This window comes from uncultured Paracoccus sp., assembly GCF_947487305.1.
Classification (GTDB): Bacteria; Pseudomonadota; Alphaproteobacteria; order Rhodobacterales; family Rhodobacteraceae; genus Paracoccus.
The window spans coordinates 15,074-36,721 of sequence record NZ_CANKWH010000015.1 but is presented as its reverse complement, the minus strand read 5'-3'; the positions used below and the strand labels follow the sequence as shown (position 1 = coordinate 36,721).

Sequence of the window (21,648 nt, the reverse complement as noted above, 5' to 3'; positions counted from 1 at the left end):
GCGATATGTCATGCTGCCTGCTCCCTGGGTGGCGCACGCGATATCGGTTTCTGTCCCCGCCTGAAGATCTCGATGATCCGCATGGGACCGCCGCAACAGGGGCATGGCTCGCGCAGGGTGTGCGGGGTGATCTCAAGCTCTGGCTCCGGAACGGCGACCTGTTCAGACTGCTGGACGCAGAGCAAGGCGCGGATTTTGGTGATGTTGGCCTTGCGGGCCGAGCTGGCCAGCAGGCCGTAATGCCTGATGCGGTGGAAGCCATCGGGCAGGACGTGGATCAGGAACCTGCGAATGAACTCCGGCGTGGCCAGCCGCATGACCTTTTGCCGATCGCCGCGCTTGATCCTGTAATCCTTCCAGCGGAACGCCACGGTATCGGCATCCGCGCTGACCAGGCGGGTGTTGGAGATCGCGACCCTGTGCGTGTATCGGCTCAGATAGGCCAGCACGGCCTCGGGTCCACCGAAGGGCGGTTTGGCATAGACCACCCATTCGGATTTGCGGAACGGGGCGAGCCAGGCGGTGAAGGTGTCCGCGCTGGCCAGTTCGGCGAGATCGCCGAAGAACGCCAATTGACCGGCCCGGTGCAGATGCATCAGCCCATCTAGAAACAGGCGTCGGAACAGCCGCGACAGAACCCGCACATGCAGGAAGAAACCGGGACGGCAGGCGACCCACCTGGCGCCGTCGGGCGACAGTCCGCCGCCCGGGACGATCATGTGGATGTGGGGATGATGCGTCAGCGCCGAGCCCCAGCTGTGCAGCACGCTGGTCATGCCAACCCGTGCGCCCATGCGCTTGGGGTCGGCCGCGATGTTCATGACCGTTTCGGCCGAAGCACAGAACAGCAGGTCATACACCGCCTTCTTGTTCCAGAACGCGACCTGCGCGATCTCGGCCGGAAGGGTGAAGACGACGTGGAAATACTCGACCGGGAGCAGGTCCTCGGCACGGGCTGCCATCCAGTCCCGCGCCGCCGGCCCCTGGCACTTGGGGCAATGCCGGTTCTTGCAGGAATTGTAGGCGATGTGCTGGTGGCCGCATTTGGCACATCCCGCCACATGCCCGCCGAGCGCCTCGGTCCGGCAGGCTTCGATGGCCGACATCACCTTCAGCTGGATCAAGCTGACATGCCCCGCATTGACCTGCCGCCACGCAGGGCCATGGGCACGAAAGATGTCAGCCATTTCCAGCAATGGCCGGGACACCCCGGCGCCCGATCACTCCAGGCTTCGCTTCACTGTCTGATCCTGCAACTTGGCCAGCATCTCGTAGGGACTGACGGTGTCACGGATCGTCTTGGTGGCCACGTGGGTATATCGGGCGGTGGTCGTCAGCTTGGCATGCCCGAGCAGCACCTGGATCACGCGCACATCGGTGTTGGCTTCGAGCAGATGCGTCGCGAAGCTGTGGCGCAACGTGTGCAAGGTGGCGGGCTTCTTGACCCCGGCCATATGCTTGGCCGAGGTGAAGGCGCGGTTCAGTTGGCGCGGCGAGATCGGGTTGATCTTGGGCTTGCCGGGAAACAGCCAACCCTCCGGCCGGGCCTCGCGCCACCAGTCGCGCAGTAGGTTCAGCAGGCCTGGCGACAGCATCACCTTGCGGTCCTTCTGGCCCTTGCCCTGCTCGACATGGATCAGCATTCGATCACTGTCGATGTCGCCGATCTTGAGGTTGCAGACCTCGGCGGCCCGGAGCCCTGCGCCATAGGAAATGCTGAGCGCGGCGCGATACTTCAGGCCCGGCCCCGGCGCCGCCATCAGGATGTCGGACACTTCCTCGACGCTGAACACCACGGGCAACTTCCGCGGTTCGGTGCGGAATTGCATGTAGCGCTTCATCTCCTCCCGCCCGCAGGTCATGCCGAAGAAGAACCGAAGCGCCACGATCCGCACGTTGAACGTCGATGGCGTGACCCCGGTGTCGGTCATGTGGAGCTGATAGGCGCGCAGATCCTCCGGCGTCGCCGTATCGGGTGACCGCCCGAGAAAACCCGCGAAATCCCTGATCGCCCGGATGTGCGACTTCTGTGCCTTTTCGCCCATCCCGCGGATGCGCATGTCTTCGATCATCCGCTGCCGCAACGGGCTTACTCTCTCCTCTGTTATGGAAGCCTCCTGTCTGATGATTGAGAAGGCCCCAATCGTCAGGCAGGATCGTTCATTCCCAAATGCACGACGGTTAGATCAGCGCGCAACCTCCACCACACGCGCCATTGCCGCGGGAGCGGCTTCGTCCTTGGGCCGGGTCGCGACGAGGAGCGCCTCGCTGCATCTGCGAACGCCACCTGCCGAGTCGTGGTCAATAAGGGCTCGAAGCGGTCATGCGGCGTTGCAGCGAGATAGAGTCAGGACGATCCTTTCATCTGTTTGGGCGCATCGCCGGCAGGCCGGCGACCGTGCCCTCGTCCGGCCTCGGGCCGGACCCGAGCCAGTCCGGGCGATGCGGTCGGCTGCGGCGCCTGCGGTCTGTCTCGTCCCGAGCCAGGTCCTCGCGCGCCGGTCCTGACCGCCCTGCCCCGCCGGTCTCGGCCCATCCGGGTAACGGTCACATTGCGCGGGCGGGCCTGTAACCATCGCGCAAACAACCGGATCATCGGGCAGGCTTGCGCCGCCCCGCGCCAGTCCCGGCCGACCCCTTTTTCCGGGGGCGACCATCCCGCCGAGAACATCGAAGACGGCAGTGGGTGCGGGCCCTGCCAGCGGCATGGCGGTTGATCCGGTCACCTCTCGCGCGGTCCCGGTTCTTGCCGTCCCTCTCGCTGCCGGTCCGCGGATCGCTTTGCTGCTCTGGCCAGTTGGTCCTTTCCTGCAAGGGGCGTTTCTTCCCGATGAACCATGACAGGGCAGCGCAGCTGACGGCCTACGGCCTTCAACGGCGAATTTCCCCTGGCCTGCGGCCATTCCTCGCGAGGCAAATTCGCCTTTGACAGCCGCCTGGACTGCCCTGTCCGCAGGGGTTTCATCGAAACGCCAAGCAGGAAAGGAACATCCAATGGCCAACGAAAGCATGAAGCTCCGCGTCAAAACCGGCGAGAAGGACGGCAAGAACTTCTGGGACAGCTGCGGTGTCCTCTTCATCAACCGCAACGCCGCCGGCGAGATCACCTCGATCCAGGTCCGCCACAACATGTTCCCCGGCGTCGATATGGTCGCCTTCCCGAAACGGGACGACGACCCGGAGTGAACCGGCAGGGGGGCGGCGCAAGCCGCCCCTTCGCCGTTTTCCTCCGCTCGCTTGCGCGACGGCCTGGCGGCCCGGAAGGATCGGCGGCAGCCCGCGCCCCTGGCGCGCGACCCAGGATGATCTGCGGCCGGGCCAGGGGATCGACCGGGCCAGCCCGGCTCACCCCCGACCCGACGCTTTTTGCTGTTTGATGGATCCGCCACGCATCCCTGCGTCTGCCGGTCAATGGCCGGGCGCCGCGCGGGCCGCGCGTCGTCGGTCCAGCGGGGCCCGTGTCCTCGCCTGCGGCTGCGGGCCGCACCAGCCCGCCCTCCCGAGCCATGACAGTCAGCCCCAGGGCCACGGGCAGGGCTGCGCCCTCCCCGCTCTGCTTTCCGAAAGGCATGGGCCTTTCAGAAAACAGAACAGGAAGGCCCGCCCATCGGCGGAAGGGGCAAAGACCCCGCCGCCCGTCGCAAGGAAGGAGCGCCGGCAAGTGACCAGCACCAACGACCTGATGAAGCATTCCCGCATCACCATCGCCCCGCAGGCCGATGGCAGCACCCATGTCATCTTTGACATGCAGGGCTGGGGCGCGGATGTGATCTGCCGCTATTGGCGGGTGGCCAATCCGGGCCGTTCGGACCCGTGGCGCTATGAACTGGCCGCGATCAACGGCCCTGCCGAGACATGGCCGCACCCGACCGAACAGGGCTGCAAGATCGCCATCATCCGGCATCTCATCAATGCCGGGCTGATCGAGATCCCCGAGGATAATGGCCATCTGGACGACCGCAACAGGATCGAACTGGCCGCGATCCATGACGCCCGCGCCCATCCCGGTCCGCGCCCGGTGGTCGGGGATTTCGTGATCATGCCGGATGGCAGCCTTGAGCGCTGCTGCCATGCCACCGAATACGGGATGCAGACCACCGAAGGCGGCAGCTTCAACGTCATGCGCGGCGGGACCGCCAGCTATTCCGGCGGTCTGAACAAGCCCCGGCTCTGGGAGGGCTTCAAGCCGACCGGCGAGACCCGCCCCGGCAGGTTCTGGTTCTTCTCGCATGGCAAGGCCGGCGCAGGGCGCGGTGTCGATTGCTTCCTGCCCTGCCGGGTGTTCCGGCTGGAGCCGAAGACCATGAGCCGGGAGGACGCCCGCGCGCATCCCCTGGCGCAGATTGCCGCCGAGATTTTCGGGGTGGAAAGCTGGGACCATCAAAGCCGGATCAGCCGCCTGATGATCGGCGATGCGTGAGACAGGCGGGCGGGTGCCGCGAGGTGCCCGCCATCGCAGGAAAGGCCAGCGGAAGCCCGCGCAAGGGCGCGGGCTGCGCCAGGCAGGGGGATTCGTCGCCTGCGGCTCCGAACGCCCCTGCGGATCCTGGGCCACGTCGCGCGGGTCGCGCGCCGGTCCGATCCGGGAACCGCCGGTTCCCCCGTGCAAGGGCGCAGCCGCTTCACGGGGCGAGGGGTGTCCCCAGCCTTCCGTCGCGCGCGGCGCTCCGTGCAGGCCGGGTGATCCCCCTCCCCTCGCCCCTGCGGCTGACCCCTGCACGGGTCCCCCTCCTGCCCTCGCCGGGAGGCAGGCTTTCAGGAGAGGCGCGCGGTTCCCGCGTCCTTCTCTGAAACCCCGCCCCGATGATGGGCACCCCGACCGCCGGCTCTGACCACGGCGGGACCGTCGCAAGAAAGGAGGCCACAGATGGCTGACTATCGTTTGGGATCGTCATCCCTCGTCCACACCCCCGGCCTGATCGCATGGGCGATCAATGGCTATCACTTCGAGGAGGATCGCCCGCAGCTGCTGGCGGTCATCGCCGGGACCTTCCCGACCGTGCCGCGCGCGGCGCTGGAACAGGTTCTGCTGCGCAAGGCCGATTACCGCGTCGAGGGCGAAACCGTCATGTTCAGCGTGGAGGATGACCATGCCGACGTTTGATCTCTATCAGCATGTCACCGACCAGATCATTGCCAGCATCGAGGCCGGCACCCCGGCATGGCGCAAGCCCTGGACCGGCGACAAGGGCGGTGCGCCCTTCCCCCGCCGCAGCAACGGCGAGCCCTATCGCGGCATCAATGTCCTGATGCTGTGGCTGACCGCCGAGGACAAGGGCTATCGCAGCCCCTACTGGTTCACCTATCGCCAGGCGCAGGAGGCCGGCGGACAGGTGCGCAAGGGCGAGAGATCTGCAACGGTTGTCAAATACGGCACTCTTGAGCGAGAGGACGAGGCGACCGGCGAGGACAAGCGCATCCCCTATCTGAAAGCCTATCGGGTGTTTAACGCCGATCAGGTCGAGGGCTTGCCTGAAGACTACCAAGGCACGCCCGCCGAGGCCCCGCGTGATCTTGGCACCGAAGCCGATCCCGCGCTTGAGGCGTTCTTTGACGCGACCAGGCTTGAGCGCCGCAGCAGCGACGAGCCCCGCGCCTATTACGATCTGGCGGGCGATGTCATCCACATGCCGCCGATCGGCACCTTTCACGATGCGGGCGGATATTATGCCACCCTCGCCCATGAGAGCTGCCACGCGACCGGCGCGCATCACCGGCTGGACCGTTTCGGCCGCTTCAACGACCGCAAAGCCTATGCCTTCGAGGAGCTGGTTGCCGAAATCGGCAGCGCCATGATCTGCGCCAGCCTTGGGCTGACGCCGGATTTTGGCCAATCCGCCGCCTATGTTGAAAGCTGGCTCAAAGCCCTGAAGGACGAGAAGCGGCTGATCTTCAAGGCCGCGTCCGAGGCCCAGAAAGCCGCCGACTGGCTGATGAAAACCGCCCCTGCCGGGCTGATCACCGAGCGGGCCGCATGAGCGGCCCCATCCTCCTGCCCCGCCTGACCTGCCGCAAATGCGGCAGCGTCAATCCGATCGTCTATCTCGCCCCGGTCATCCTACCCGGCGATCCGAGCGGCAGCTGCATCTGCCTGGACTGCGCCGACGCCCGTGGCTGGCTGGACCCGACCGGCAACCTCAAACCCGGCATCACCCTGTAAGGAGGCCGCCCATGCACCGCTTTGCCGCCTATTGCCGCCTTAATGTGCCGATCACCGCCAGCCCGCTGGCGGTGATCCGGGCGGCGGCCCTGAAGATCAATCCGCAGGCCCGGCATGACCCGGATCGTCGCGGCGACCGGCACGACTATTTCCGCGCCATGCTCGATCATCACCAGGACGCCCGCGATCTCGCGCGCCACCATCGGTTGTGAGGCCCCGCCATGACCTATGAATTGCGCGATCACCCCGACGACCTGCCGATCATCTGCGCCACCTTGGCCGAGGCGCGCCAGCGCGCCCGCCAGCGGGTCGAGCGGTTCGGCTTTCCGGTTCTGATCTATGAACTGGATCCTTTCGCCGGCGAAAGGATCATCGAGGAGGTCAGCTGATGCCAGCCTGCAAATATCCCGATGCCCTGCTGGACGAGGCCGCCGCTTTGCGTGAAACCGGCATGTCCTTCGAGGCCATTGCCCGCCGCCTGAGAATGTCCCCCGGGGCGGTGTCCTGGCATTGCCTGCGCCTCGGCGCAGACAGCCCGAACACGCGCGGCAAACTTCCCGCCGTGACCGGCCCGATGACCGTCACCCGCAGCGGCCATAAAGTCCGCCGGTTCTCGGCCAGCGAGGACGCCACCATCACCAGAATGGATCTGGACGGCGCAACCACCGCCGGGATCGCCCACAGGCTGGGCCGGCCCTGGAACTCCGTGCGCGGCCGGCAGATGACGCTGGCGCGTCACCAGGTCCGCCACGAAGAGGCCCGGGATGACCACGTTTGATCACCCCGTTCAGCCCGCCGCGCGCCCCAGGCGCGCGGCGGCGATCGAGCGGCTCTTCGCCGCCATCGCCGATTGCCGGGAAGATGACCTGCGGTTCATCCTGTCGTCGGTGCTGGAAGACATCTGCGCCGGTGAACCGGCACCTGGTTTTTACGGCGTCGACCAGGAGGCGGAAATGTGGGCGGCGCTGGCAAGCTATGATGAGTTGCGGGGCTATTTCTTCGCCTGTGGTGACCGTCTCTCCAAGGGCGGGCTTGGCACGCGCGGCAAGATCCGGCTGGTGCAACGGCTCATGGAGGATATGACGCCAGCGGAGCGCGCTGCGGTTCAGCGCGGTCTGAAACCAGCCAGCGGCCACCCCGGGCGTGTCGTGGAACGCGGCGGTGCCGAACTGCGTTGTGCGGTCGGCATCCGGGATAAGGCCCCCCCTTCACCGGATGTCGACCTTGCCTGAGCCATTCGTGTTGAGGAAAAGGAGACAGGCTCAATCAAGCTTCGGCCAACTGCGTGCCGCAGTCAACTGGAAGTTGAAAATGACGCGGTCCGTCACGGCGTCACTGCCGCATATCGGCCTCACCTATCACCCCTATCCATCGTCACGGTTCAGCCGGTCCCGCAAGGTTTCGAGGCCGCTCACGGTCGGTTGATGATACTCCGCGTAACGGCCCCCCTCGCGATCCCGCAAGCTGCGATAAAACATCAGTTTGGCGCGCAGTTGCTCGGGCGGGAAGGTTTCGGACCAGCGCTGGCCCGATAATGTGATCAGCTTCGTATCTGGATCGTAATCAACCTGCATCCGCCGCCTCCAACTGTGCCGCCAGCTCAGCCAGGGCTGAGGCGCGTTCTTCGACCGGCATTCCCGTCAGCATCCGCGTTGCCAGCCGCATCCGGCCTTTCCGGCCAAGTGGATATTGGACCAGTCGAACGCCGCAAGCGATATAAAAGGCGCGCAGCTGATCGAAGCTCGCGAGGCTGGCCCAGAAATCGGCATCGCTTTGCAGGTCCATCAGGGCCGGCCGCGGCCCATCCGCGCGCAGCTCTTCCAGGTAGACCGAGAGCACCTGTTCCAGGTCCTCCGGATGGCAAGCGCGGATCGCCTCGACCAACTCGGCCACGCGGTTCAGGCGCGCGGCATCCGTCCATTCTTCAAACTCCCGGCTCTCTACATCTATCATGGTGCACCCCTTTCGCCATTGGGGCGCCCAAATGGAGGCAGCCCCGAAAACATTCGTTTTCGGAGCCTGGCCATCGCCGAGATTGGGGGTAGCAGAGCCAAGGAAAATCGACGGGGGTGGTGCGGCCCGCAGCCGCAGGCGAGGACACGGCCCTGTCTATTTTCCTTGGTGGCGCGAGGGGCAAAGCCCCTTAGCTCTCAGGCGCGGCCCTCCTGATGAAGGCCCGCATTCCCAGTCAACACACTTTCACCATATTGACTTTTTATGATTGACTGCCCTGCGCCGCTCGGCGCCAGGCAGCCTGCCACCGACGCGATTAATAGCCCTTGGTCCTCAGATAATCGTCAAAAAAGCTGGCGAACTCACTTCGCGCCCATCGGCTCAGCAAGCGGTTAAGTCCATTGAAACCAGCGGGGTCAAGTCGCTGCTCAAGTGTTTTGGCTGTGTTCTCCGGGATTCGCAGCGTGGTATCCAGACGGCCCGTCGTGTCGATGGTCCTATCATCCGGAATGTCGCTTTCCTGAATGCCAGCGGCGGATTTAACCAGTTTCGGACGAAGTTCGTTGAATGCTACGGTCACTACTCTCTGCCGTGGACATTTCGCTACTTTGGCAAGCTTTTCAGCGCGCGTCATCAAGTCATCACCAACGCGGAAAGAAATGCGACAAACGACCATTGCTGCATCTTTGCTGCGGATCTTTGAGGCCGTGGATGGGCTTTCCGGTTTTTTCTCTGGTTTATCTCTGGCCATTGACCGAGGCGCGGGTTCTGGTTGTTGTGTTGCGGGTGTGGCATTTTGCACATCGGGAACTGATTGTTGTGGTGCGGCCTGATCTTCCGCTATCCCGCCACGGGCGGTATCCGTTGCAAGTGTCGCCTCATTTTCCAACGTGTTCCCATCTTCGTCTCTGATCTTGAAGGGAGAACGGCGTGTCGGGGGTGTTCGCAGCGATTTTGAGAAGGCCGTATCTCTTGCGAGGATGTTCAGACCCTTCTTCGGCTCTGCCATCAGTAATCTCCATTGCTGCGAGTGATCTTGTTGATGGCGCGGAGCGTTCCGACCATCTCGGCGAGGCATTTCGATATATGAAGCGCTGCCCCTGGATTGATTGCTCTGTCCCGCAAAGGCCCGAGTGGGCCGTCCAGATCCATGCGGACATAGGACATCCGATTATTCACCGGATGTGGGATGACCTTCATGGTGTTCATGATTTCTTGATAGGCGACCTCTTCCGCTTCGGACCGCGTGGTCGGGTTCCGGCCAATCAATACCCGAACGGGTGGAATTTCGTCCGGGTTCGCAACACGCTTTCGGAGGCGTTCGTGCCACGCGACTGTTTGCATGGTGTCGAGAACATCCGATCGGGATAGGAATGTCGGGACGACAACCAGATGCGCCTTGCCCGCAAGTTCATCAAGACCGACATCACCTCCGCCTTTCGTGTCGATGAGGATCAAATGTTCCTGATCCGGTTGGCCGTGAATTTGCGCGATGATGTCTTTGATTTCCTCGGTGTCCAGGGAGTGGATGACTGATATCGAGCTATTCCAGTTGCCTTGATCCTTGGCGTTCAACATCCACTCCAGACAGCCCTTGTTGTTGTCGGTGTCGATGATCGTGACATTTTCGCCTAAGTCGGCGGCTGCGCTCGCGAGTCCTTTAACCAGCGTCGATTTTCCACAACCGCCTTTGCGGTTCATGACCATGACGACCCGAACGCCGTTCAACTCGATCTGGTCCTGAGCAGTCTTCTCGGTTGCCACCATGTCGGCACCTTTGCTTCTGACATCTTCTGGCGCAACAACCACGCCCCGCTTTGCATCATACACACGCCAACATCTGTAATGCAAAGCCCATTACACGGGCACCGGAAGCCGTGTAGCAACCTTCATAAGCCGGAATACAACATACAATAACCGAAATTACCAAAACGCGACACAATAGACGCAACACAATAACCGGATTGCGGAACCCGGACAACCAAATGCACTGACCGTGCTGCAACATGCAATGGCCGATGCAAACGATCCGCAACACAATAAGCGGTCTACGGAAACCATATTACGAACAACAAAAAACGGGCTACAACGCATACGGAGGCCGTTCAGTAGCCCTTGAGAGGCGAACCCGGTGGGCGGCCTCCTAAATCCTAGAGGTCTCCGTGAGCGGCCAAATATGAGGGGTTTGCGACCCCATTCCATCCCCACAAAACTGAAAGTGTCTCTTTGTGGCGCTGCGATCCCGCACGGCCCGTGCTGCGCTGGCGCTGGCAATTCCAGCCTCTCACCCTGCGCAAGCGTTGACGGGTGAGGCGGTATCTGGCACAAAAGGTACATGGCAGGAAATGCAATATGTTTACTCAACAAACGATGAAGAAGCCGAGACGTAAGCACCTCACGCCGCAACAGCGCGACGAGCTCTTTCGCCGCCTGATGGCAGGCGAGAGAGCGACAGACCTTGCCCGGGAGTTCGGGGTGTCTCGATCAGCCGTCAGTCATATGAAGTTCCGCCGGTCGGATGGCTCGCGTGCCGCTACAGCGGCCGGCTCCGGCGTCGCCGTTCGCCTCTCTCCGGCGGAGATCGCGGCCTTGAACAGGCTCAAGCAGCGCGCTGGTTACAGCACCAATTCCGCCGCCCTGCGTTCCCTGTTGCGCATGGCTGTCGGGATGCTGGAGTTCGACCGGCAGGAGGAAGCGCGGTTGGCGGAGATCCAGACCGAGCTTCACAAGATCGGGGTGAACGTGAACCAGATCGCCCTGGCAGCGAACCGGGGTCGTTTGGACCTTGTTCAGCATCAATGGCAGGCCATCAACGAGCTGCGTCGGTCACTGCCGGAGGTCCGCACCTACCTGAAGGCGGTGGTTGACGAACAGCGCCGCAAGGGCATCCGGCTCTACGAGAAGTTCGGCGGGGCCGGCGATGTCTAGTTCGATCGCCCGTGACCTGATCGGTGAGATCGAGTTCCGCCGCAACCTCGCAGGGGCTGCCCGGTCGCTGACAGACACGGCCAGGCAGTCCTTCACTCGTTTCGGTTTCGGGGCGAAGGCGCGCAACCTCTGGCGCGTGGCGCAGGGCTCGAATGCGGTGGTGCTGAAGAAGATTTCGCGGGGCGGAACGCATTCGGCGAAGCAGCTCGGCAATCAGCTTGATTACCTCTTCGGCAAATCGACGGCGCTCTTTGGCAACATGGTCGAGCATGATCCGGATGGCCGATCTCTGACGAAGGCAGAGCGGGGCGAGATCGCCGAGATGTGGAGCGACGGTTGGTCCGGCAGCCCCAGGAACGGACAGACCACGCATTTGCTGCTGTCGTTCCCGGCCGATCTGGCCCCGAAGAAGGCCCGGATGATCGCGGAAGCCTGGGCGGTGGAAATGTTCCAGTCCGGCATTCATGCCGAGGACGAATGGGCCTATGTCGCGGCACTGCACACCGATCGCGCCAATCCGCATGTGCATATCGTGGTGAACAATCGCGGCATCGAGAACGGGACGTGGTTCTTCATGTCAAAGAGCCACGTGTTCAATCTCGCGATGATGAAGGAGCGGGTTGTGGAGCTGGCGGCCGAGGATGGCGTGCATCTGGACGCGAGCTCGCGGCTTGAGCGCGGCATCCTCAGCTATGGCCCGTCACGCGCCGAGATCGAGGGCGCGAAGCGCGAGCATCGGTCGGTGCGCGAGCGGATGCGGGAGGGCAGGGCATTGCAGGATGCCCTGGCGGACATTGCAATCAATGCAGCAATCGCCCGGAATCTCGCCGGCATTGCCGATCAGGTTTCCTTGGCCGGGATCGCGGCCAATCTCAGCAAGGCTGCGTCGATCCTTGAGCGCGGCGGGATCATTCTTCCAAAGGATATGGAGATCACCATGCAACAAGACAGTGTCCAGAGCCGATCAGATCTGCGCCAGGCCTTTGCTGGCTGGTTCGACGACGCAGAGACGAAGATTGCTGCAAAAGGACCCCATCATCGGGAAGATCTACGCCGACAACTTTATGAGATCAGTGGAAATATTCTGCAGTCCCTTGGTGACGAAAAGGGCGCGGAGCTCATGCGACGTGGCGCGCGCGCTGCTGTCTACCAGACCCGGCTGGAAGTCGGTCAGATCGAGCGCGACGGCAAGACCGTTGCACTCAGCCCGATTGCATCTGACGACATGCGGCGCGACGTTCAGGCCGAGGGCGCGAAGATCGGCATTCGGCCCGAAGTCATCGCCACGCGGCTGGAAACCGGGGCAGGGAATGCCTGGCAGGAACGCGAATGGATGAAGTCCGATCTTCTGGCCGTTGCCGATGCGCGTCGGCTCGATCTGACTCGTGAGAAGGACCGCAGCCTCGCCGCCGAGCTGGTTGACGGCTTCTATTCCAGCGCGGCAAAGGTGCTGGATCGGGCCCTGGAGCGAACGCAGCACCACAGCAACGACCGTCTGATCCGCACGCTTGCCAACATGGCGGATGGCGTTGCCCAGGGGCAGGATCTGCAATTCGGTCATGAAGATCAGGCCGCACGCTTTACCAGTGACCTGAAGGACCGCTATGGCGATGATGTTGTGCGCCGCATCGCGCAGGGCGATGATCGCGCGCTGGCCGTGGATTTCCCTGAAGCCGACAAGCGCAGGGATGTTGCCCTGTCGATCATGTCGGCCGCCCGCAGCCATCAAAGCCTGGGGATCACGCTGCGCGATGCCGAGCTGGGTTTTGAGCGGCTGAAGGAACGCGATGCCCCGACCCAAGAGCAGAAACACGAGCGCGATGATGGCTGGAGCATCTGATGCGTTTGACGCAAGCAAATTGAAAGCGCGGGGAAATCCCCGCGCCTTTGCGTATTAATGGTCGGATGTCAGGCCAATTTCAGGGCCGCTTCAAACTCCCTTACTTGCGCCTGGATCTCTTCCTGTGATGGACCAATCGCAGCGATGATTGCCCTGAAATCATCGTCCTCAACTTCGACGACAATACTGCCTTTGATATCAGCAGCCTGGTTGCTCTTAGGAACGGAGTTGATTGCGGCGGAGGACGCGCCCTCGTCGCTTGTTCGCTGATCAACGTCCAACTGTTGCACCGCGGCACCGTCCACCAATTCCTCAGATGCTTCAGCGATTGCCTGCTGCTGTTCTGTGGGGCCCGGTTCGCTCGCCGCGTCACCGGCGTCGGGCGTGCCTGCTGCCGCCGATGACGGACCAGGCCCTTTCGGTTTTGGTTGCGCTGGCGCCGGCGCGGCAGGGTCGGAGCCGTCCGCATCATCGCCTTTGCGCTGCTCATAGTCGACCTTGCGGACTTTCGAGAGTTCCGTCACCTGGCCCATCAGGGTCCGGACCTGTTCGCTCAGCACCCCGATTTCGCGATGGGCCTGGGACGGATAGGGCAGGGGGCCTGACTGTGCCGCCATGATCTTCTGGAAGTACGGATCGTCGTAATAGACGATGCGCTGCGCCAGAATGGGTTGCTGACGCTCGGGGATCAGGATGACCTGATTGCGATCCAGCCTGGTGATCTCGTCAGGGGAGAGCAGCGGGCGTTCTTCGTTGCGCCGCGAGATCGTGCGCCGCAGAAGCCCCGACTTGTCCGGCGCATAGCTGTCGCTGAGCGAGAGCCTGGTCGTTTTGCCGAGCGACTCTGAGACCTCCTGGGCCGTCATCTTGTCGTTGGCCGCGAGATAGAGCTTCATCCCGCAGGCCGCCTCGATCGAGAGCCGGTCTTCCTTGCCGTAGATCTTTTCGAGGCCGGGGATCGATTGCGTGATGATCGAGACCCGCGCGCCATGGCCGGCAAGCTGTTTCAGCGCCTGCACCACGATTTTCATGTGGCCCAGCTGGTCGAACTCGTCGAGCACCATCTTGACGGGCCAGGGCTCGCGTTCAGGATCGGGCATCGTCGCCCGCAGGGTGGCGATCAGCTCGCCGAAGAACAGCCGGATCAGCGGGGCCAGTGTCTGGATCGAATCCGAATTGACGACGAGATAGACGGAGATCGGTCGCCGGCGCAGGTCGGCAAAGGAAAAGTCATTGCCGCCGGTCGCGAAATCCACCGCCGGGTTGTTCCAGAGCGCCATGCCGGCGCCGCCCAGAACAGAGGCATGGGAGGACAGGATCTTGCCGTCATAGGCCGCGAATTTGCGGAAGGTCTCTGCCGCATTGGGGTGTTTGACCTCTACCGCGTGATCGGCATAAGCGGCCTGTGATGCGCCCTGGCCGAAGAGGATTCGGTTGATTTCACCGATGGTCGGGCGACCCCGTTCGATCGCCAGCAGGCCCGCCGCGACAAAGAGCTGCCGGCCTTCCGAGAGGAAGTCGCCGGCATTGCCCTTTTCCGATACGGTCAGGAAATAGTCCGCGATCTTCGCAAGCTCTGTATAGCGTTCAGCAGGGTGCATGATCTTTGCGACCCGTTCCAGCGGATTGTAACGGTGGCTGGAATGCTCGAAATCGAAGGGGGCGAAGCGGAACACCTCGTCGCCCATCGAAACGCGATGACGGGATGTCGCCTCGAAAATCTCGCCTTTCACATCGAGGATCACGACGGAGCCGGGGAACAGGAGGACGTTTGGGTTGACATAGCCCACGCCTTTACCGGCGCGGGTGGGCGCCACCACGAGACAATGCGGGAACTTGTCATAGACCGCAGAGATGAAACGACCGGAGAGCAAGCGTCGGCCGATCGCACCGAAGCGGTAGATCTTGCCATAGACAAGGCCACTGCCCACGGGCTTCAGAAGATCGTTGCGGCGCATCTCGCCCCGGCCCTGGAAATGCGCCTGGCCATATTGGGTCAGCTGGTGTCCGAAGCTGATGACCAGCGCCGCGAGACCGAAGGCCAGGGAGACGGCAAGCATGATGCCATAGCCAAAGCGCCAGGGATTGCCCTGCGCCGCCTGGAAGCCGGGATAGTCGGTCAAGAGGATGAAGGGATTGGCACTGTTCACGTCCAGCCCCAGGTGCCAGGCGAGCCAGATGCCGCCCATCATGGCGCCGAGCACGGCGCCACAGATGAGACCAAAGGGAACGGCGATCAGGGTGCGGTTCATGGCAATGCACCTTCCGGTTTGATTGCCTCCGGCGCAGCGGATGGGCGGTAGTCAGCAGGCAGGACCCGGTCCCACCACGCTTCCGGGATCGGCGGAACGGCGCCGTAGGCCGCAGCCATGTGCAGGCATTGGAGCAGCGTGGCGACGGAAACGCAGGCGGGGCCATGCTTGCTCTCAAGTTCAAGCATTGCGGTCAGATCGGCTTCGAGCTTAATGGTTCGTGTCATGGCTCCCCCAGGATTTGCCTGGCGATTTCAAGAAGGTCATCATCGCGCCGGGCACGGTCCGGCGGCGTTGCCACCAACCGTTCGAAGCGGTCGTGGTCAAAGGTCACGACCGCTTGATGGATCAAAGGCGCGCGAGACGGATCGTTGGTGCGGGAATAGTCCTTGATCCAGAGCTTCATGCTTTCCTCGATCCGGTCATCGGGATCGCGGCGGATCCGGTGATGCAGTGGCTGGAGGGTCAGGGCGAGCCAGGGGGCGGTGGATTGCAGGCGACCGGCCTGGTCGAATTCCGCCGATGACACCTTCTGCTGAATGCTGGCCTTTATCTCCTCGGCAAAGCCCTTCTGACGGTAGAGGTTCAGAGGCACCGCGAGATAGACGATCATCCAGGGCAGGTTGCGGAAATTGATGTGCCGATAGAGAAATCCCGAGTTCTCAAACCAGCTTTGCAGCATCCTGCGGGCCGCATCGTTGGAGAAGGAAACGCCCAGGTCGCGGCGCAGAGTCAGCACGATCCGGTCGAATTCGTCGCGCACGAAGGCGATCAGCGCCCTGTCATCCTCACTCCTCGGCCTGCGGTCGTCCTTGGCCCCCGGCTGGCGGGTCAACCGGTAAGGGCAGTTCAGTTGTCTCGACAGATCGAAGCGCCCCACGCCTGCCTGTGGTTTTCCGGTATGAGAACCATGCGGACGCTTGATCGTGTCGCGCCGGTAGAGCGCTTTCAGCTGGATCGGATTATCACACCATGGACAGACCGCGTAGTGCCGGTCATCGCGTCGTTCCGTTCCTGCGACAAACCACGGCCGGTTCCTTGCGATCCGCGCTTCGACCTGATCTTTGCTGATGTCGTAGGAAACCCGGTCCTCTGTCCGCAATTTAAAACGTAACACCATAGAAATTCTCCATCTGGTAGCGCCAGTTTTCCGGGAGGTGCGGGATGGCAGCTTCCGCCTCCAGGACGGCAAGAACCGTCGCAAGCTGTGCCAGGGACAGGTCAAGCCGTTCGCCCTCTTCCGAGGCAAGGTGAAACACCGTCGCACAGGCATGTGGCGGGGCGTCATGGTGCGTCATTCCGGCCAGGGTCACCATCGGCACCGAACCCATTGGGCTCACGGCGGATACATCTGTCATGGCGTCCTCCTCACAGATCGAGATCGGGACCGCTATCGCGGTCGATGGCATTGGTCCGGGCCGTGATGGGTTCCTGGACCTGATCGCGCAGCACGGCATGGCTGTCTGCCACCATCCGGACGGCCGCGCCCACCAATTGAAGCCGGTTGCGATCGGTCACATCCTGGGCGAGGTCGGAACTGTCACCGGCGCGCAGGCGCTGCATGACGCCTTCGCCATACCGGGCTTCGAGATCCTGACGGAACGCGGCTGCCTGTTCATCGGTGCGAAATTCCGGACGCTCGCCCGCTGAAACGGCATCGGCCATGTCGGCGAAGGCCGTGGTGATCCGTGATGCACGGGCATCAGCACTTGTTGCCTCGCGATCCTCGCCCTGTGACGGTTCGGTATCGTTGCCAGGATCGACATAAGGTCTGCCATGGATATGGATGACGGGCTCGCCCCGCGCCTCTGCCTCGCGGCCCGCTGCCACGGCCTCTTGCTGGCGGCGGAGAAGATCCATTTCGGGGTCACGCTCCGGCCCGGCCTCGTCCAGGTCCCCGAAGATCGGGTGTTCTGATAGCGCGATTGGCGTGAGAGGCGCAGATGCGTCGATGTCGATGCCATAGCCCTCGGGCAATTGTCCAAGGTCCGCCAGCTCGCGCCGGAACCCTGCCTCGCCATCGCCATATTCGGCGTGACGATAGAAGCTTTCGGCGACTGCCTCCGCGGCCTTCACGGTCGGAAAGGCAATATCCGAGTGATGATAGGGTCCATCCCCGCCCATGTGCGAGGTTTCATAAGCGGGGTGAAACCCGCCGTCGATCTCGGCGACCGACGTGCGATATTCCCGATTGGGTTCGTCTGTCTTCCAGGCGCCGACGGCCGTCATCCTGGGGTGCGTTTTCCAGTATTCTTCTTCCCAATCCGCGAAGTTGACCGCCAGATGGGCCTCTGCATAGGCCGTCGCCACACCCTCATAGGCGGCAAGCCGGTCCTGGTGGACATTGAGATCAAGCTTGTTGCCCTCGGCCCAGGCCAGCACATCGGCCTCGACCTTTGCTTCGAGCTTCGCCCTGTCGGTCCAGTCGGTACTGCTCCAATCCGAGGTCATGGTCGGCGCTACGCCTTCGAGCCGCATTTCCTGTTCACGCTCGGCGAGGGGCAGGTCCCCCAGCCTGCACAGGCTGTCCATCGCCTCGGCACGTGCCGCGTCGATGGTTTCGCGGCGCGCGGTTGCCTCGGCCAGCGTGGCGGCACACTGAACCTCGCGGTTCCGGGTATAATCGGGACGAATGATGCTCTGAACCGCATCCATCGCGCGCAGGAACATGTTCGGGCGTTCTTCGGCCATTGTCAGTCCTCCATGGGTCAGTGGCCGGGCCAGCCGATGAGGTAGGCTGGCATCGTGAATGTTTCGGGGCCGTGGTCTTTCCGAGGCGGGTCATGCTGCCGCGCCGAGGTCATCGAGCGCGGGCATCCAGATTTCCATGACGCCGCGCCTCTCGCCCGAGCGGCCCACCTGGATCACCACATCGATGGCGCTGCGGACATAGCGGTGGATCTCGGCATAGGTCATGCCGAGCCCGCCTTTCGAGACCATGAAGGCCAGCCGGTCGAGCGCCTTGCGGGCCGAATGGGCATGGATCGTGGTGAACGAGCCTTCATGCCCGGTATTGATCGCCTCCAGGAAGGTGATCGCCTCGATGCCGCGCAGCTCACCCACGATGATCCGGTCCGGGCGCAGCCGAAGCGTGGCCTCCAACAGCTTGTCGGCCGAGCGGGGCGAGGTCTCCTTGCGGTCGGCAATCAGGTTCACGACATTCGGCAGGTCGGGCAGAAGCTCGTTGGCATCCTGTATCAGCGCGAGCCGCTGATCCGGTTCGACCATCCACAAGAGCCGGCGCGACAATTCGGTCTTGCCGCCCGACGTGATCCCGGAAATCAGCACATTCAGGCGCTGGCTGACCACTTCGCGGCAGAAGGCATCGAGTTCGTCTTCCGACCCTAACCGGAGCCCCGTTTTCAGACGGCCGAGGATATCGGCCCGCTCTTCCTCAAGCGAGTGGCCCACATCGCGCAACAGGCCGAAGCGATGCGGCTCGGACCCCGACGCGCGGGCGCGAAACACCCGCATGGAAATCACCGTCCCACTGGCCGAGGCGGGCGGGACGATGGCCTGGCAGCGAAGATTGACCCCCTCGAAGGCGACTGAGGCCGAGATCATCGGCGACATATCCGAGAGGGCAAGGCTTTGATCATTCGCGATCTGCATGGCAAGATCGCGGGCGAAGAGCGGATCAAGGCCCGGTACCCTGGCTTCCGTCATGACGGCCTCGCCCGCCCGTTCGGTCCAGATGCGTCCGTCGCTGTTGAACGACACCTCGATCATGGCAGGATCGCGCAACAGATCCCCGATCTTGTCCAATTTGCTGTGCAGATAGCCGGTCATAGCATCTCCACATCGGCATTGACCTGCACCATGACGACTGCGCCCTGATCGATGCTGATCGTGGTCGGGATATCGAGATAGCCCTGGATCACATCCCCGAGCGCCGAGGCGGTGTTCTGGGCCACATCCGAGGCTGCATCGCTCAGGGCATCATTCCGGTTGCCGGCACTGTCCGTTTCGCGTTCCAGCGCTGCGGTGACGATGGCCGGAATGCCGCCGATCACCGAGACGGCCGCCGCGCCGGCAAAGCGCGCGAAGGTGTGGTTGCGCACTTTTCCCGTCAGCCCCGAGCGCCCGATCCGGTCCGTACCATAGGCGGCCAGTTCCGCCGATTGCCCGTCTGGTGTGACAACCCGGTCCCAGGCCACCAGCACACGCCGCTGACCGCGATCAATGTCCGAGCTGTATCGGCCGAAGAGCTTCGATCCGCGTGGGATGACGATATTGGCCATGTCCATCGAGAAGACGTCATAGCTGACCGTGGCAATGACATTGCCCTCAAGGCTCGACTGGATGGCGGTCTGAAGCGTGGCCTCGATCAGCGTGCCCTGGACAACGGTCCTTGACGGATTGGCGATGATTTCGGCCTGGGTCACAGGCGCGCGGGTCGCGCCCGCCCGAACGAACGCTTCATCACCTTCATATCGCTGGCCCGGGCCTTCGTCCGCACCGCCGTCTCCGCCGCCGCCGGCGCGATAGGCCACCATGGGCGACGCATTCTGGGCGGCGCGCAGCGCCTCGGCCGCCGCGCGACGGGCCTCGAATTCGGCCAGCCGCCGCGCCTCTTCATCGCCCGCCGTGTCGGTTGGCAGACCGAGAAGTGAGCTCGTTTCGAGCTGCGTTTGCAGCCGGAGGTTTTCCCGTTCCAGTTCGGCATAGGCAGTCTCCCGATCAGCGGCCTCGGCCTTAAGGCCGTCCATTTCGGCCTGAAGGGCGGCCAGTTCCGCCGGCGTGCCGGCGGCCTCGTTCCTCAGGGCTTCCATCTGCGCCTGAAGGTTGGCGAGCTCTGCCCGGAGCCGTTCGGCTTCCGGATCGCTGGCCGGCGCCGGCGGTTCCGGCTCGGCCTGCGGCATGTCCACGGCGGGCTGCGCCCGTGGCACCCGCGTCGTGAAGGCTGCGAGGCCCACATCCTGCTGGAACTCCGCCGCATCGGAGGTCCTGACGGCCGGCTTTTCCTCCTCGGCCGCCGGGATCCGGGCGACATAGCCCCCGATCCCGAGGCCCGCCGCCAAAGCGGCGGCATAGGGGCCATAGGATTTCAGGAGCGAGGGCTTCGGGGGTGGTTTGCGCAGGCCGGTCAGACGGTCCTGCACCTTCTGTTCAGACGTCTCGGTCATGATGTCCTCATTTTCCTTCAATGCAGGCGTGATTGTCGCCGTAGCGCAGGACCCACCGCGCGGACCGGCCCGCGACCACGATCACCGAGCCCTTCATGGTGCTGTTGACCGCGTATTCGAGGCCCTTCTCGTCCACGCGGAAGACGGTCGGGGTGGCCGCACCGGCCGGGATCTGGAAATAGGTCTTCGCGCCATCGTCGGAGATCCCGATCGGGGCGAAACCCGCCCCACGGGTCTTGCTGACAATCCGGTAGCGCATCGGCACCAGCGGCGCCTCGGCCAGGGGCCTGATGGCAGGCCCGGCGGATGCCACGCGTCCGCTGCCCGGCACCGTGAACTTGACCGACCAGGACGGTTTCCCGCCCTCGACCACGTTCAGGAAATAAAAGCGACGGGTGGTTTCGACCGTCACGTTGGTTGACGCACCGTCGATGACCGGCTTGATGGTGAAGACATTGTTGCCCTCCAGCTTCTCGACCTGGAAGCTTTCGGTGTCACCGGCGGCGATCGAGCGGATGGTTTCCCCCGCGCCAAGCTCGATCATGGTGATGTTGCGCACCCGCGTCGGCACGGTATAGACCTGCCCGTCCTGCCAGGTGGCATAGGTGATCCGGCCATCGCGGGAGCCAGATCGCGGGCTTGCCTCGGCATGGGCAAGGGCTGGAAGGGTCATGGCGGCAAGAGCCGCTGCGATCAGCGTCTTCTTCATTCCTGTTCCTCCAGGGATTCTGCGGTGATGCGGTAATCGGTGACGACGAAACCGAGCGGGTTTTCCCAGACCAGCTCGACCGCGCTTTCGGTCGAGGGCTGGAACTGGTAGGTGACGGTGGCATAGAACTTGCCGATCCGATCATCCGCGCCAGCCTGGGAGAAGGTCTTGGTGAAGCGCACGGTTGCCGTGTTCTCACCGACCTCGCTGATGCTCAGCACCTTGATGGCGACCTTGCCCGAGGCCCCGTAGAGCGTCGGCGGATAGTAGGGATTGCTCGGGTTCCAGAGGCTGCGCAGCTTGTCCTGTTCCAGGAGGCTGGACATGCGGAACACCTTCAGCAGGCGGTTTTCGTTGTCATTCTCGTCATAGGTCTCGCGATCCATGACGTAGTTGAAAATCAGCCCCTGCCGGACGGCTTCAGCCTCGGTCATGGTCGCCGGCGCCACCTCGACAATCCGGCTGGCCATGCCGGTATCGGTGTCGACCATCACCACGAAGGCTTCCGTCTCCTTCAGCGGCAGGATTGTCAGCAGCGCCGCAACGCTTCCGGTTGCGATGATCAGGCCGAAACCCAGGGCAATGAAACCCCTGCGTTCGCGGCGTTTTCCTTCGAGAAAGAGTTCGCTTTCGAGAATCGTTCTCTGTTCAGACACGCGGTCTGTCATGGCCTTACCTCA

General features: G+C 63.2%; 26 protein-coding genes. 11 read left to right on the top strand and 15 right to left on the bottom strand.

Annotated features, from left to right (window positions below; translation table 11 throughout):
• Positions 1-8 precede the first annotated feature (8 nt).
• Together Q1A36_RS16235 and Q1A36_RS16230 are read right to left on the bottom strand one after the other, a co-directional pair.
• Positions 9-1,208, bottom strand: a complete 1,200-nt coding sequence (locus tag Q1A36_RS16235) for an IS91 family transposase (protein ID WP_299846374.1) — start codon at positions 1,206-1,208, stop codon at positions 9-11.
• 12 nt (positions 1,209-1,220) lie between these two features.
• Complete coding sequence (locus tag Q1A36_RS16230) at positions 1,221-2,108, bottom strand: site-specific integrase (protein ID WP_299846484.1); 888 nt, start codon at positions 2,106-2,108, stop codon at positions 1,221-1,223.
• An 886-nt stretch (positions 2,109-2,994) separates the two neighbouring features.
• Here Q1A36_RS16230 and Q1A36_RS16225 point away from each other — a divergent pair.
• The 9 genes from Q1A36_RS16225 to Q1A36_RS16185 all read left to right on the top strand — a co-directional run bounded on the left by Q1A36_RS16225 (position 2,995) and on the right by Q1A36_RS16185 (position 7,392).
• Positions 2,995-3,186, top strand: a complete 192-nt coding sequence (locus Q1A36_RS16225) for a hypothetical protein (RefSeq protein ID WP_299846372.1) — start codon at positions 2,995-2,997, stop codon at positions 3,184-3,186.
• A gap of 475 nt (positions 3,187-3,661) precedes the next feature.
• Positions 3,662-4,420 (top strand): hypothetical protein, encoded by a 759-nt coding sequence (locus Q1A36_RS16220; protein ID WP_299846370.1) that lies wholly within the window; start codon positions 3,662-3,664, stop codon positions 4,418-4,420.
• Between the two features lie 447 nt (positions 4,421-4,867).
• On the top strand, positions 4,868-5,104 hold the full coding sequence (locus Q1A36_RS16215; protein WP_299846369.1) for a hypothetical protein: 237 nt from the start codon (positions 4,868-4,870) through the stop codon (positions 5,102-5,104).
• Positions 5,091-5,978 (top strand): zincin-like metallopeptidase domain-containing protein, encoded by an 888-nt coding sequence (locus tag Q1A36_RS16210; RefSeq protein WP_366141600.1) that lies wholly within the window; start codon positions 5,091-5,093, stop codon positions 5,976-5,978. The genes Q1A36_RS16215 and Q1A36_RS16210 overlap by 14 nt, the downstream gene beginning before the upstream one ends.
• Complete coding sequence (locus tag Q1A36_RS16205) at positions 5,975-6,160, top strand: hypothetical protein (RefSeq protein ID WP_299846365.1); 186 nt, start codon at positions 5,975-5,977, stop codon at positions 6,158-6,160. The genes Q1A36_RS16210 and Q1A36_RS16205 overlap by 4 nt, the downstream gene beginning before the upstream one ends.
• 11 nt (positions 6,161-6,171) lie before the next feature.
• Positions 6,172-6,372, top strand: a complete 201-nt coding sequence (locus Q1A36_RS16200) for a hypothetical protein (RefSeq protein WP_299846363.1) — start codon at positions 6,172-6,174, stop codon at positions 6,370-6,372.
• A gap of 9 nt (positions 6,373-6,381) precedes the next feature.
• Positions 6,382-6,549, top strand: coding sequence for a hypothetical protein (locus tag Q1A36_RS16195; RefSeq protein ID WP_299846361.1), 168 nt, complete (start codon positions 6,382-6,384; stop codon positions 6,547-6,549).
• Positions 6,549-6,938 carry a hypothetical protein gene (locus Q1A36_RS16190; protein WP_299846359.1) on the top strand — a complete coding sequence of 130 codons (390 nt, stop codon included), beginning with the start codon at positions 6,549-6,551 and terminating at the stop codon, positions 6,936-6,938. Before Q1A36_RS16195 ends, Q1A36_RS16190 begins: the two co-directional genes overlap by 1 nt.
• The gene (locus Q1A36_RS16185) at positions 6,925-7,392 is read left to right on the top strand and encodes a hypothetical protein (protein ID WP_299846357.1); all 468 of its coding nucleotides are present in this window, start codon (positions 6,925-6,927) and stop codon (positions 7,390-7,392) included. The genes Q1A36_RS16190 and Q1A36_RS16185 overlap by 14 nt, the downstream gene beginning before the upstream one ends.
• A gap of 132 nt (positions 7,393-7,524) precedes the next feature.
• Here Q1A36_RS16185 and Q1A36_RS16180 read toward each other — a convergent pair whose 3' ends face one another.
• The 4 genes from Q1A36_RS16180 to Q1A36_RS16165 form a co-directional block, all read right to left on the bottom strand.
• Positions 7,525-7,734, bottom strand: coding sequence for a hypothetical protein (locus Q1A36_RS16180; protein ID WP_299846355.1), 210 nt, complete (start codon positions 7,732-7,734; stop codon positions 7,525-7,527).
• On the bottom strand, positions 7,724-8,113 hold the full coding sequence (locus Q1A36_RS16175) for a hypothetical protein (protein ID WP_299846353.1): 390 nt from the start codon (positions 8,111-8,113) through the stop codon (positions 7,724-7,726). The genes Q1A36_RS16180 and Q1A36_RS16175 overlap by 11 nt, the downstream gene beginning before the upstream one ends.
• Positions 8,114-8,429: 316 nt before the next feature.
• Positions 8,430-9,122, bottom strand: coding sequence for a hypothetical protein (locus Q1A36_RS16170; protein ID WP_299846351.1), 693 nt, complete (start codon positions 9,120-9,122; stop codon positions 8,430-8,432).
• On the bottom strand, positions 9,122-9,943 hold the full coding sequence (locus tag Q1A36_RS16165; protein ID WP_299846349.1) for an AAA family ATPase: 822 nt from the start codon (positions 9,941-9,943) through the stop codon (positions 9,122-9,124). Before Q1A36_RS16165 ends, Q1A36_RS16170 begins: the two co-directional genes overlap by 1 nt.
• A 540-nt stretch (positions 9,944-10,483) precedes the next feature.
• Between Q1A36_RS16165 and mobC the strand changes: the two genes are divergently transcribed.
• Positions 10,484-11,041: a plasmid mobilization relaxosome protein MobC gene (gene mobC / locus Q1A36_RS16160; RefSeq protein WP_299846347.1), complete on the top strand. Its 558-nt coding sequence runs from the start codon at positions 10,484-10,486 to the stop codon at positions 11,039-11,041.
• Positions 10,977-12,881, top strand: a complete 1,905-nt coding sequence (locus Q1A36_RS16155) for a relaxase/mobilization nuclease domain-containing protein (protein ID WP_299846345.1) — start codon at positions 10,977-10,979, stop codon at positions 12,879-12,881. The genes mobC and Q1A36_RS16155 overlap by 65 nt, the downstream gene beginning before the upstream one ends.
• Positions 12,882-12,949: 68 nt before the next feature.
• Here the strand turns inward: Q1A36_RS16155 and Q1A36_RS16150 are convergent, their stop codons facing one another.
• From Q1A36_RS16150 to Q1A36_RS16110, 9 genes are all read right to left on the bottom strand, one after another.
• The gene (locus tag Q1A36_RS16150; protein WP_299846343.1) at positions 12,950-15,133 is read right to left on the bottom strand and encodes a type IV secretory system conjugative DNA transfer family protein; all 2,184 of its coding nucleotides are present in this window, start codon (positions 15,131-15,133) and stop codon (positions 12,950-12,952) included.
• Positions 15,130-15,360, bottom strand: a complete 231-nt coding sequence (locus Q1A36_RS16145) for a hypothetical protein (protein ID WP_299846341.1) — start codon at positions 15,358-15,360, stop codon at positions 15,130-15,132. Before Q1A36_RS16145 ends, Q1A36_RS16150 begins: the two co-directional genes overlap by 4 nt.
• On the bottom strand, positions 15,357-16,253 hold the full coding sequence (locus Q1A36_RS16140) for a hypothetical protein (RefSeq protein ID WP_299846339.1): 897 nt from the start codon (positions 16,251-16,253) through the stop codon (positions 15,357-15,359). Before Q1A36_RS16140 ends, Q1A36_RS16145 begins: the two co-directional genes overlap by 4 nt.
• Positions 16,237-16,491 (bottom strand): hypothetical protein, encoded by a 255-nt coding sequence (locus Q1A36_RS16135; protein WP_299846337.1) that lies wholly within the window; start codon positions 16,489-16,491, stop codon positions 16,237-16,239. Before Q1A36_RS16135 ends, Q1A36_RS16140 begins: the two co-directional genes overlap by 17 nt.
• Before the next feature lie 10 nt (positions 16,492-16,501).
• Positions 16,502-17,824, bottom strand: coding sequence for a hypothetical protein (locus Q1A36_RS16130; protein WP_299846334.1), 1,323 nt, complete (start codon positions 17,822-17,824; stop codon positions 16,502-16,504).
• A gap of 90 nt (positions 17,825-17,914) precedes the next feature.
• Positions 17,915-18,922, bottom strand: coding sequence for an ATPase, T2SS/T4P/T4SS family (locus Q1A36_RS16125; protein WP_299846332.1), 1,008 nt, complete (start codon positions 18,920-18,922; stop codon positions 17,915-17,917).
• Entirely contained in the window at positions 18,919-20,259 is a 1,341-nt protein-coding gene (locus tag Q1A36_RS16120) for a TrbI/VirB10 family protein (RefSeq protein ID WP_299846330.1), read from the bottom strand. The genes Q1A36_RS16125 and Q1A36_RS16120 overlap by 4 nt, the downstream gene beginning before the upstream one ends.
• A gap of 7 nt (positions 20,260-20,266) precedes the next feature.
• Positions 20,267-20,968 carry a TrbG/VirB9 family P-type conjugative transfer protein gene (locus Q1A36_RS16115; RefSeq protein WP_299846328.1) on the bottom strand — a complete coding sequence of 234 codons (702 nt, stop codon included), beginning with the start codon at positions 20,966-20,968 and terminating at the stop codon, positions 20,267-20,269.
• The gene (locus tag Q1A36_RS16110; RefSeq protein WP_299846326.1) at positions 20,965-21,624 is read right to left on the bottom strand and encodes a virB8 family protein; all 660 of its coding nucleotides are present in this window, start codon (positions 21,622-21,624) and stop codon (positions 20,965-20,967) included. The genes Q1A36_RS16115 and Q1A36_RS16110 overlap by 4 nt, the downstream gene beginning before the upstream one ends.
• Positions 21,625-21,648: the final 24 nt, after the last annotated feature.

Coding starts and splice junctions, on each gene's coding strand:
- Q1A36_RS16145 (WP_299846341.1), bottom strand. CDS start 15,360: ATGACACGAACCATTAAGCTCGAAGCCGATCTGACCGCAATGCTTGAA.
- Q1A36_RS16195 (WP_299846361.1), top strand. CDS start 6,382: ATGACCTATGAATTGCGCGATCACCCCGACGACCTGCCGATCATCTGC.
- Q1A36_RS16190 (WP_299846359.1), top strand. CDS start 6,549: ATGCCAGCCTGCAAATATCCCGATGCCCTGCTGGACGAGGCCGCCGCT.
- Q1A36_RS16205 (WP_299846365.1), top strand. CDS start 5,975: ATGAGCGGCCCCATCCTCCTGCCCCGCCTGACCTGCCGCAAATGCGGC.
- Q1A36_RS16200 (WP_299846363.1), top strand. CDS start 6,172: ATGCACCGCTTTGCCGCCTATTGCCGCCTTAATGTGCCGATCACCGCC.
- Q1A36_RS16135 (WP_299846337.1), bottom strand. CDS start 16,491: ATGACAGATGTATCCGCCGTGAGCCCAATGGGTTCGGTGCCGATGGTG.
- mobC (WP_299846347.1), top strand. CDS start 10,484: ATGAAGAAGCCGAGACGTAAGCACCTCACGCCGCAACAGCGCGACGAG.
- Q1A36_RS16120 (WP_299846330.1), bottom strand. CDS start 20,259: ATGACCGAGACGTCTGAACAGAAGGTGCAGGACCGTCTGACCGGCCTG.
- Q1A36_RS16180 (WP_299846355.1), bottom strand. CDS start 7,734: ATGCAGGTTGATTACGATCCAGATACGAAGCTGATCACATTATCGGGC.
- Q1A36_RS16170 (WP_299846351.1), bottom strand. CDS start 9,122: ATGGCAGAGCCGAAGAAGGGTCTGAACATCCTCGCAAGAGATACGGCC.
- Q1A36_RS16130 (WP_299846334.1), bottom strand. CDS start 17,824: ATGGCCGAAGAACGCCCGAACATGTTCCTGCGCGCGATGGATGCGGTT.
- Q1A36_RS16185 (WP_299846357.1), top strand. CDS start 6,925: ATGACCACGTTTGATCACCCCGTTCAGCCCGCCGCGCGCCCCAGGCGC.
- Q1A36_RS16175 (WP_299846353.1), bottom strand. CDS start 8,113: ATGATAGATGTAGAGAGCCGGGAGTTTGAAGAATGGACGGATGCCGCG.
- Q1A36_RS16215 (WP_299846369.1), top strand. CDS start 4,868: ATGGCTGACTATCGTTTGGGATCGTCATCCCTCGTCCACACCCCCGGC.
- Q1A36_RS16210 (WP_366141600.1), top strand. CDS start 5,091: ATGCCGACGTTTGATCTCTATCAGCATGTCACCGACCAGATCATTGCC.
- Q1A36_RS16225 (WP_299846372.1), top strand. CDS start 2,995: ATGGCCAACGAAAGCATGAAGCTCCGCGTCAAAACCGGCGAGAAGGAC.
- Q1A36_RS16140 (WP_299846339.1), bottom strand. CDS start 16,253: ATGGTGTTACGTTTTAAATTGCGGACAGAGGACCGGGTTTCCTACGAC.
- Q1A36_RS16150 (WP_299846343.1), bottom strand. CDS start 15,133: ATGAACCGCACCCTGATCGCCGTTCCCTTTGGTCTCATCTGTGGCGCC.
- Q1A36_RS16125 (WP_299846332.1), bottom strand. CDS start 18,922: ATGACCGGCTATCTGCACAGCAAATTGGACAAGATCGGGGATCTGTTG.
- Q1A36_RS16115 (WP_299846328.1), bottom strand. CDS start 20,968: ATGAAGAAGACGCTGATCGCAGCGGCTCTTGCCGCCATGACCCTTCCA.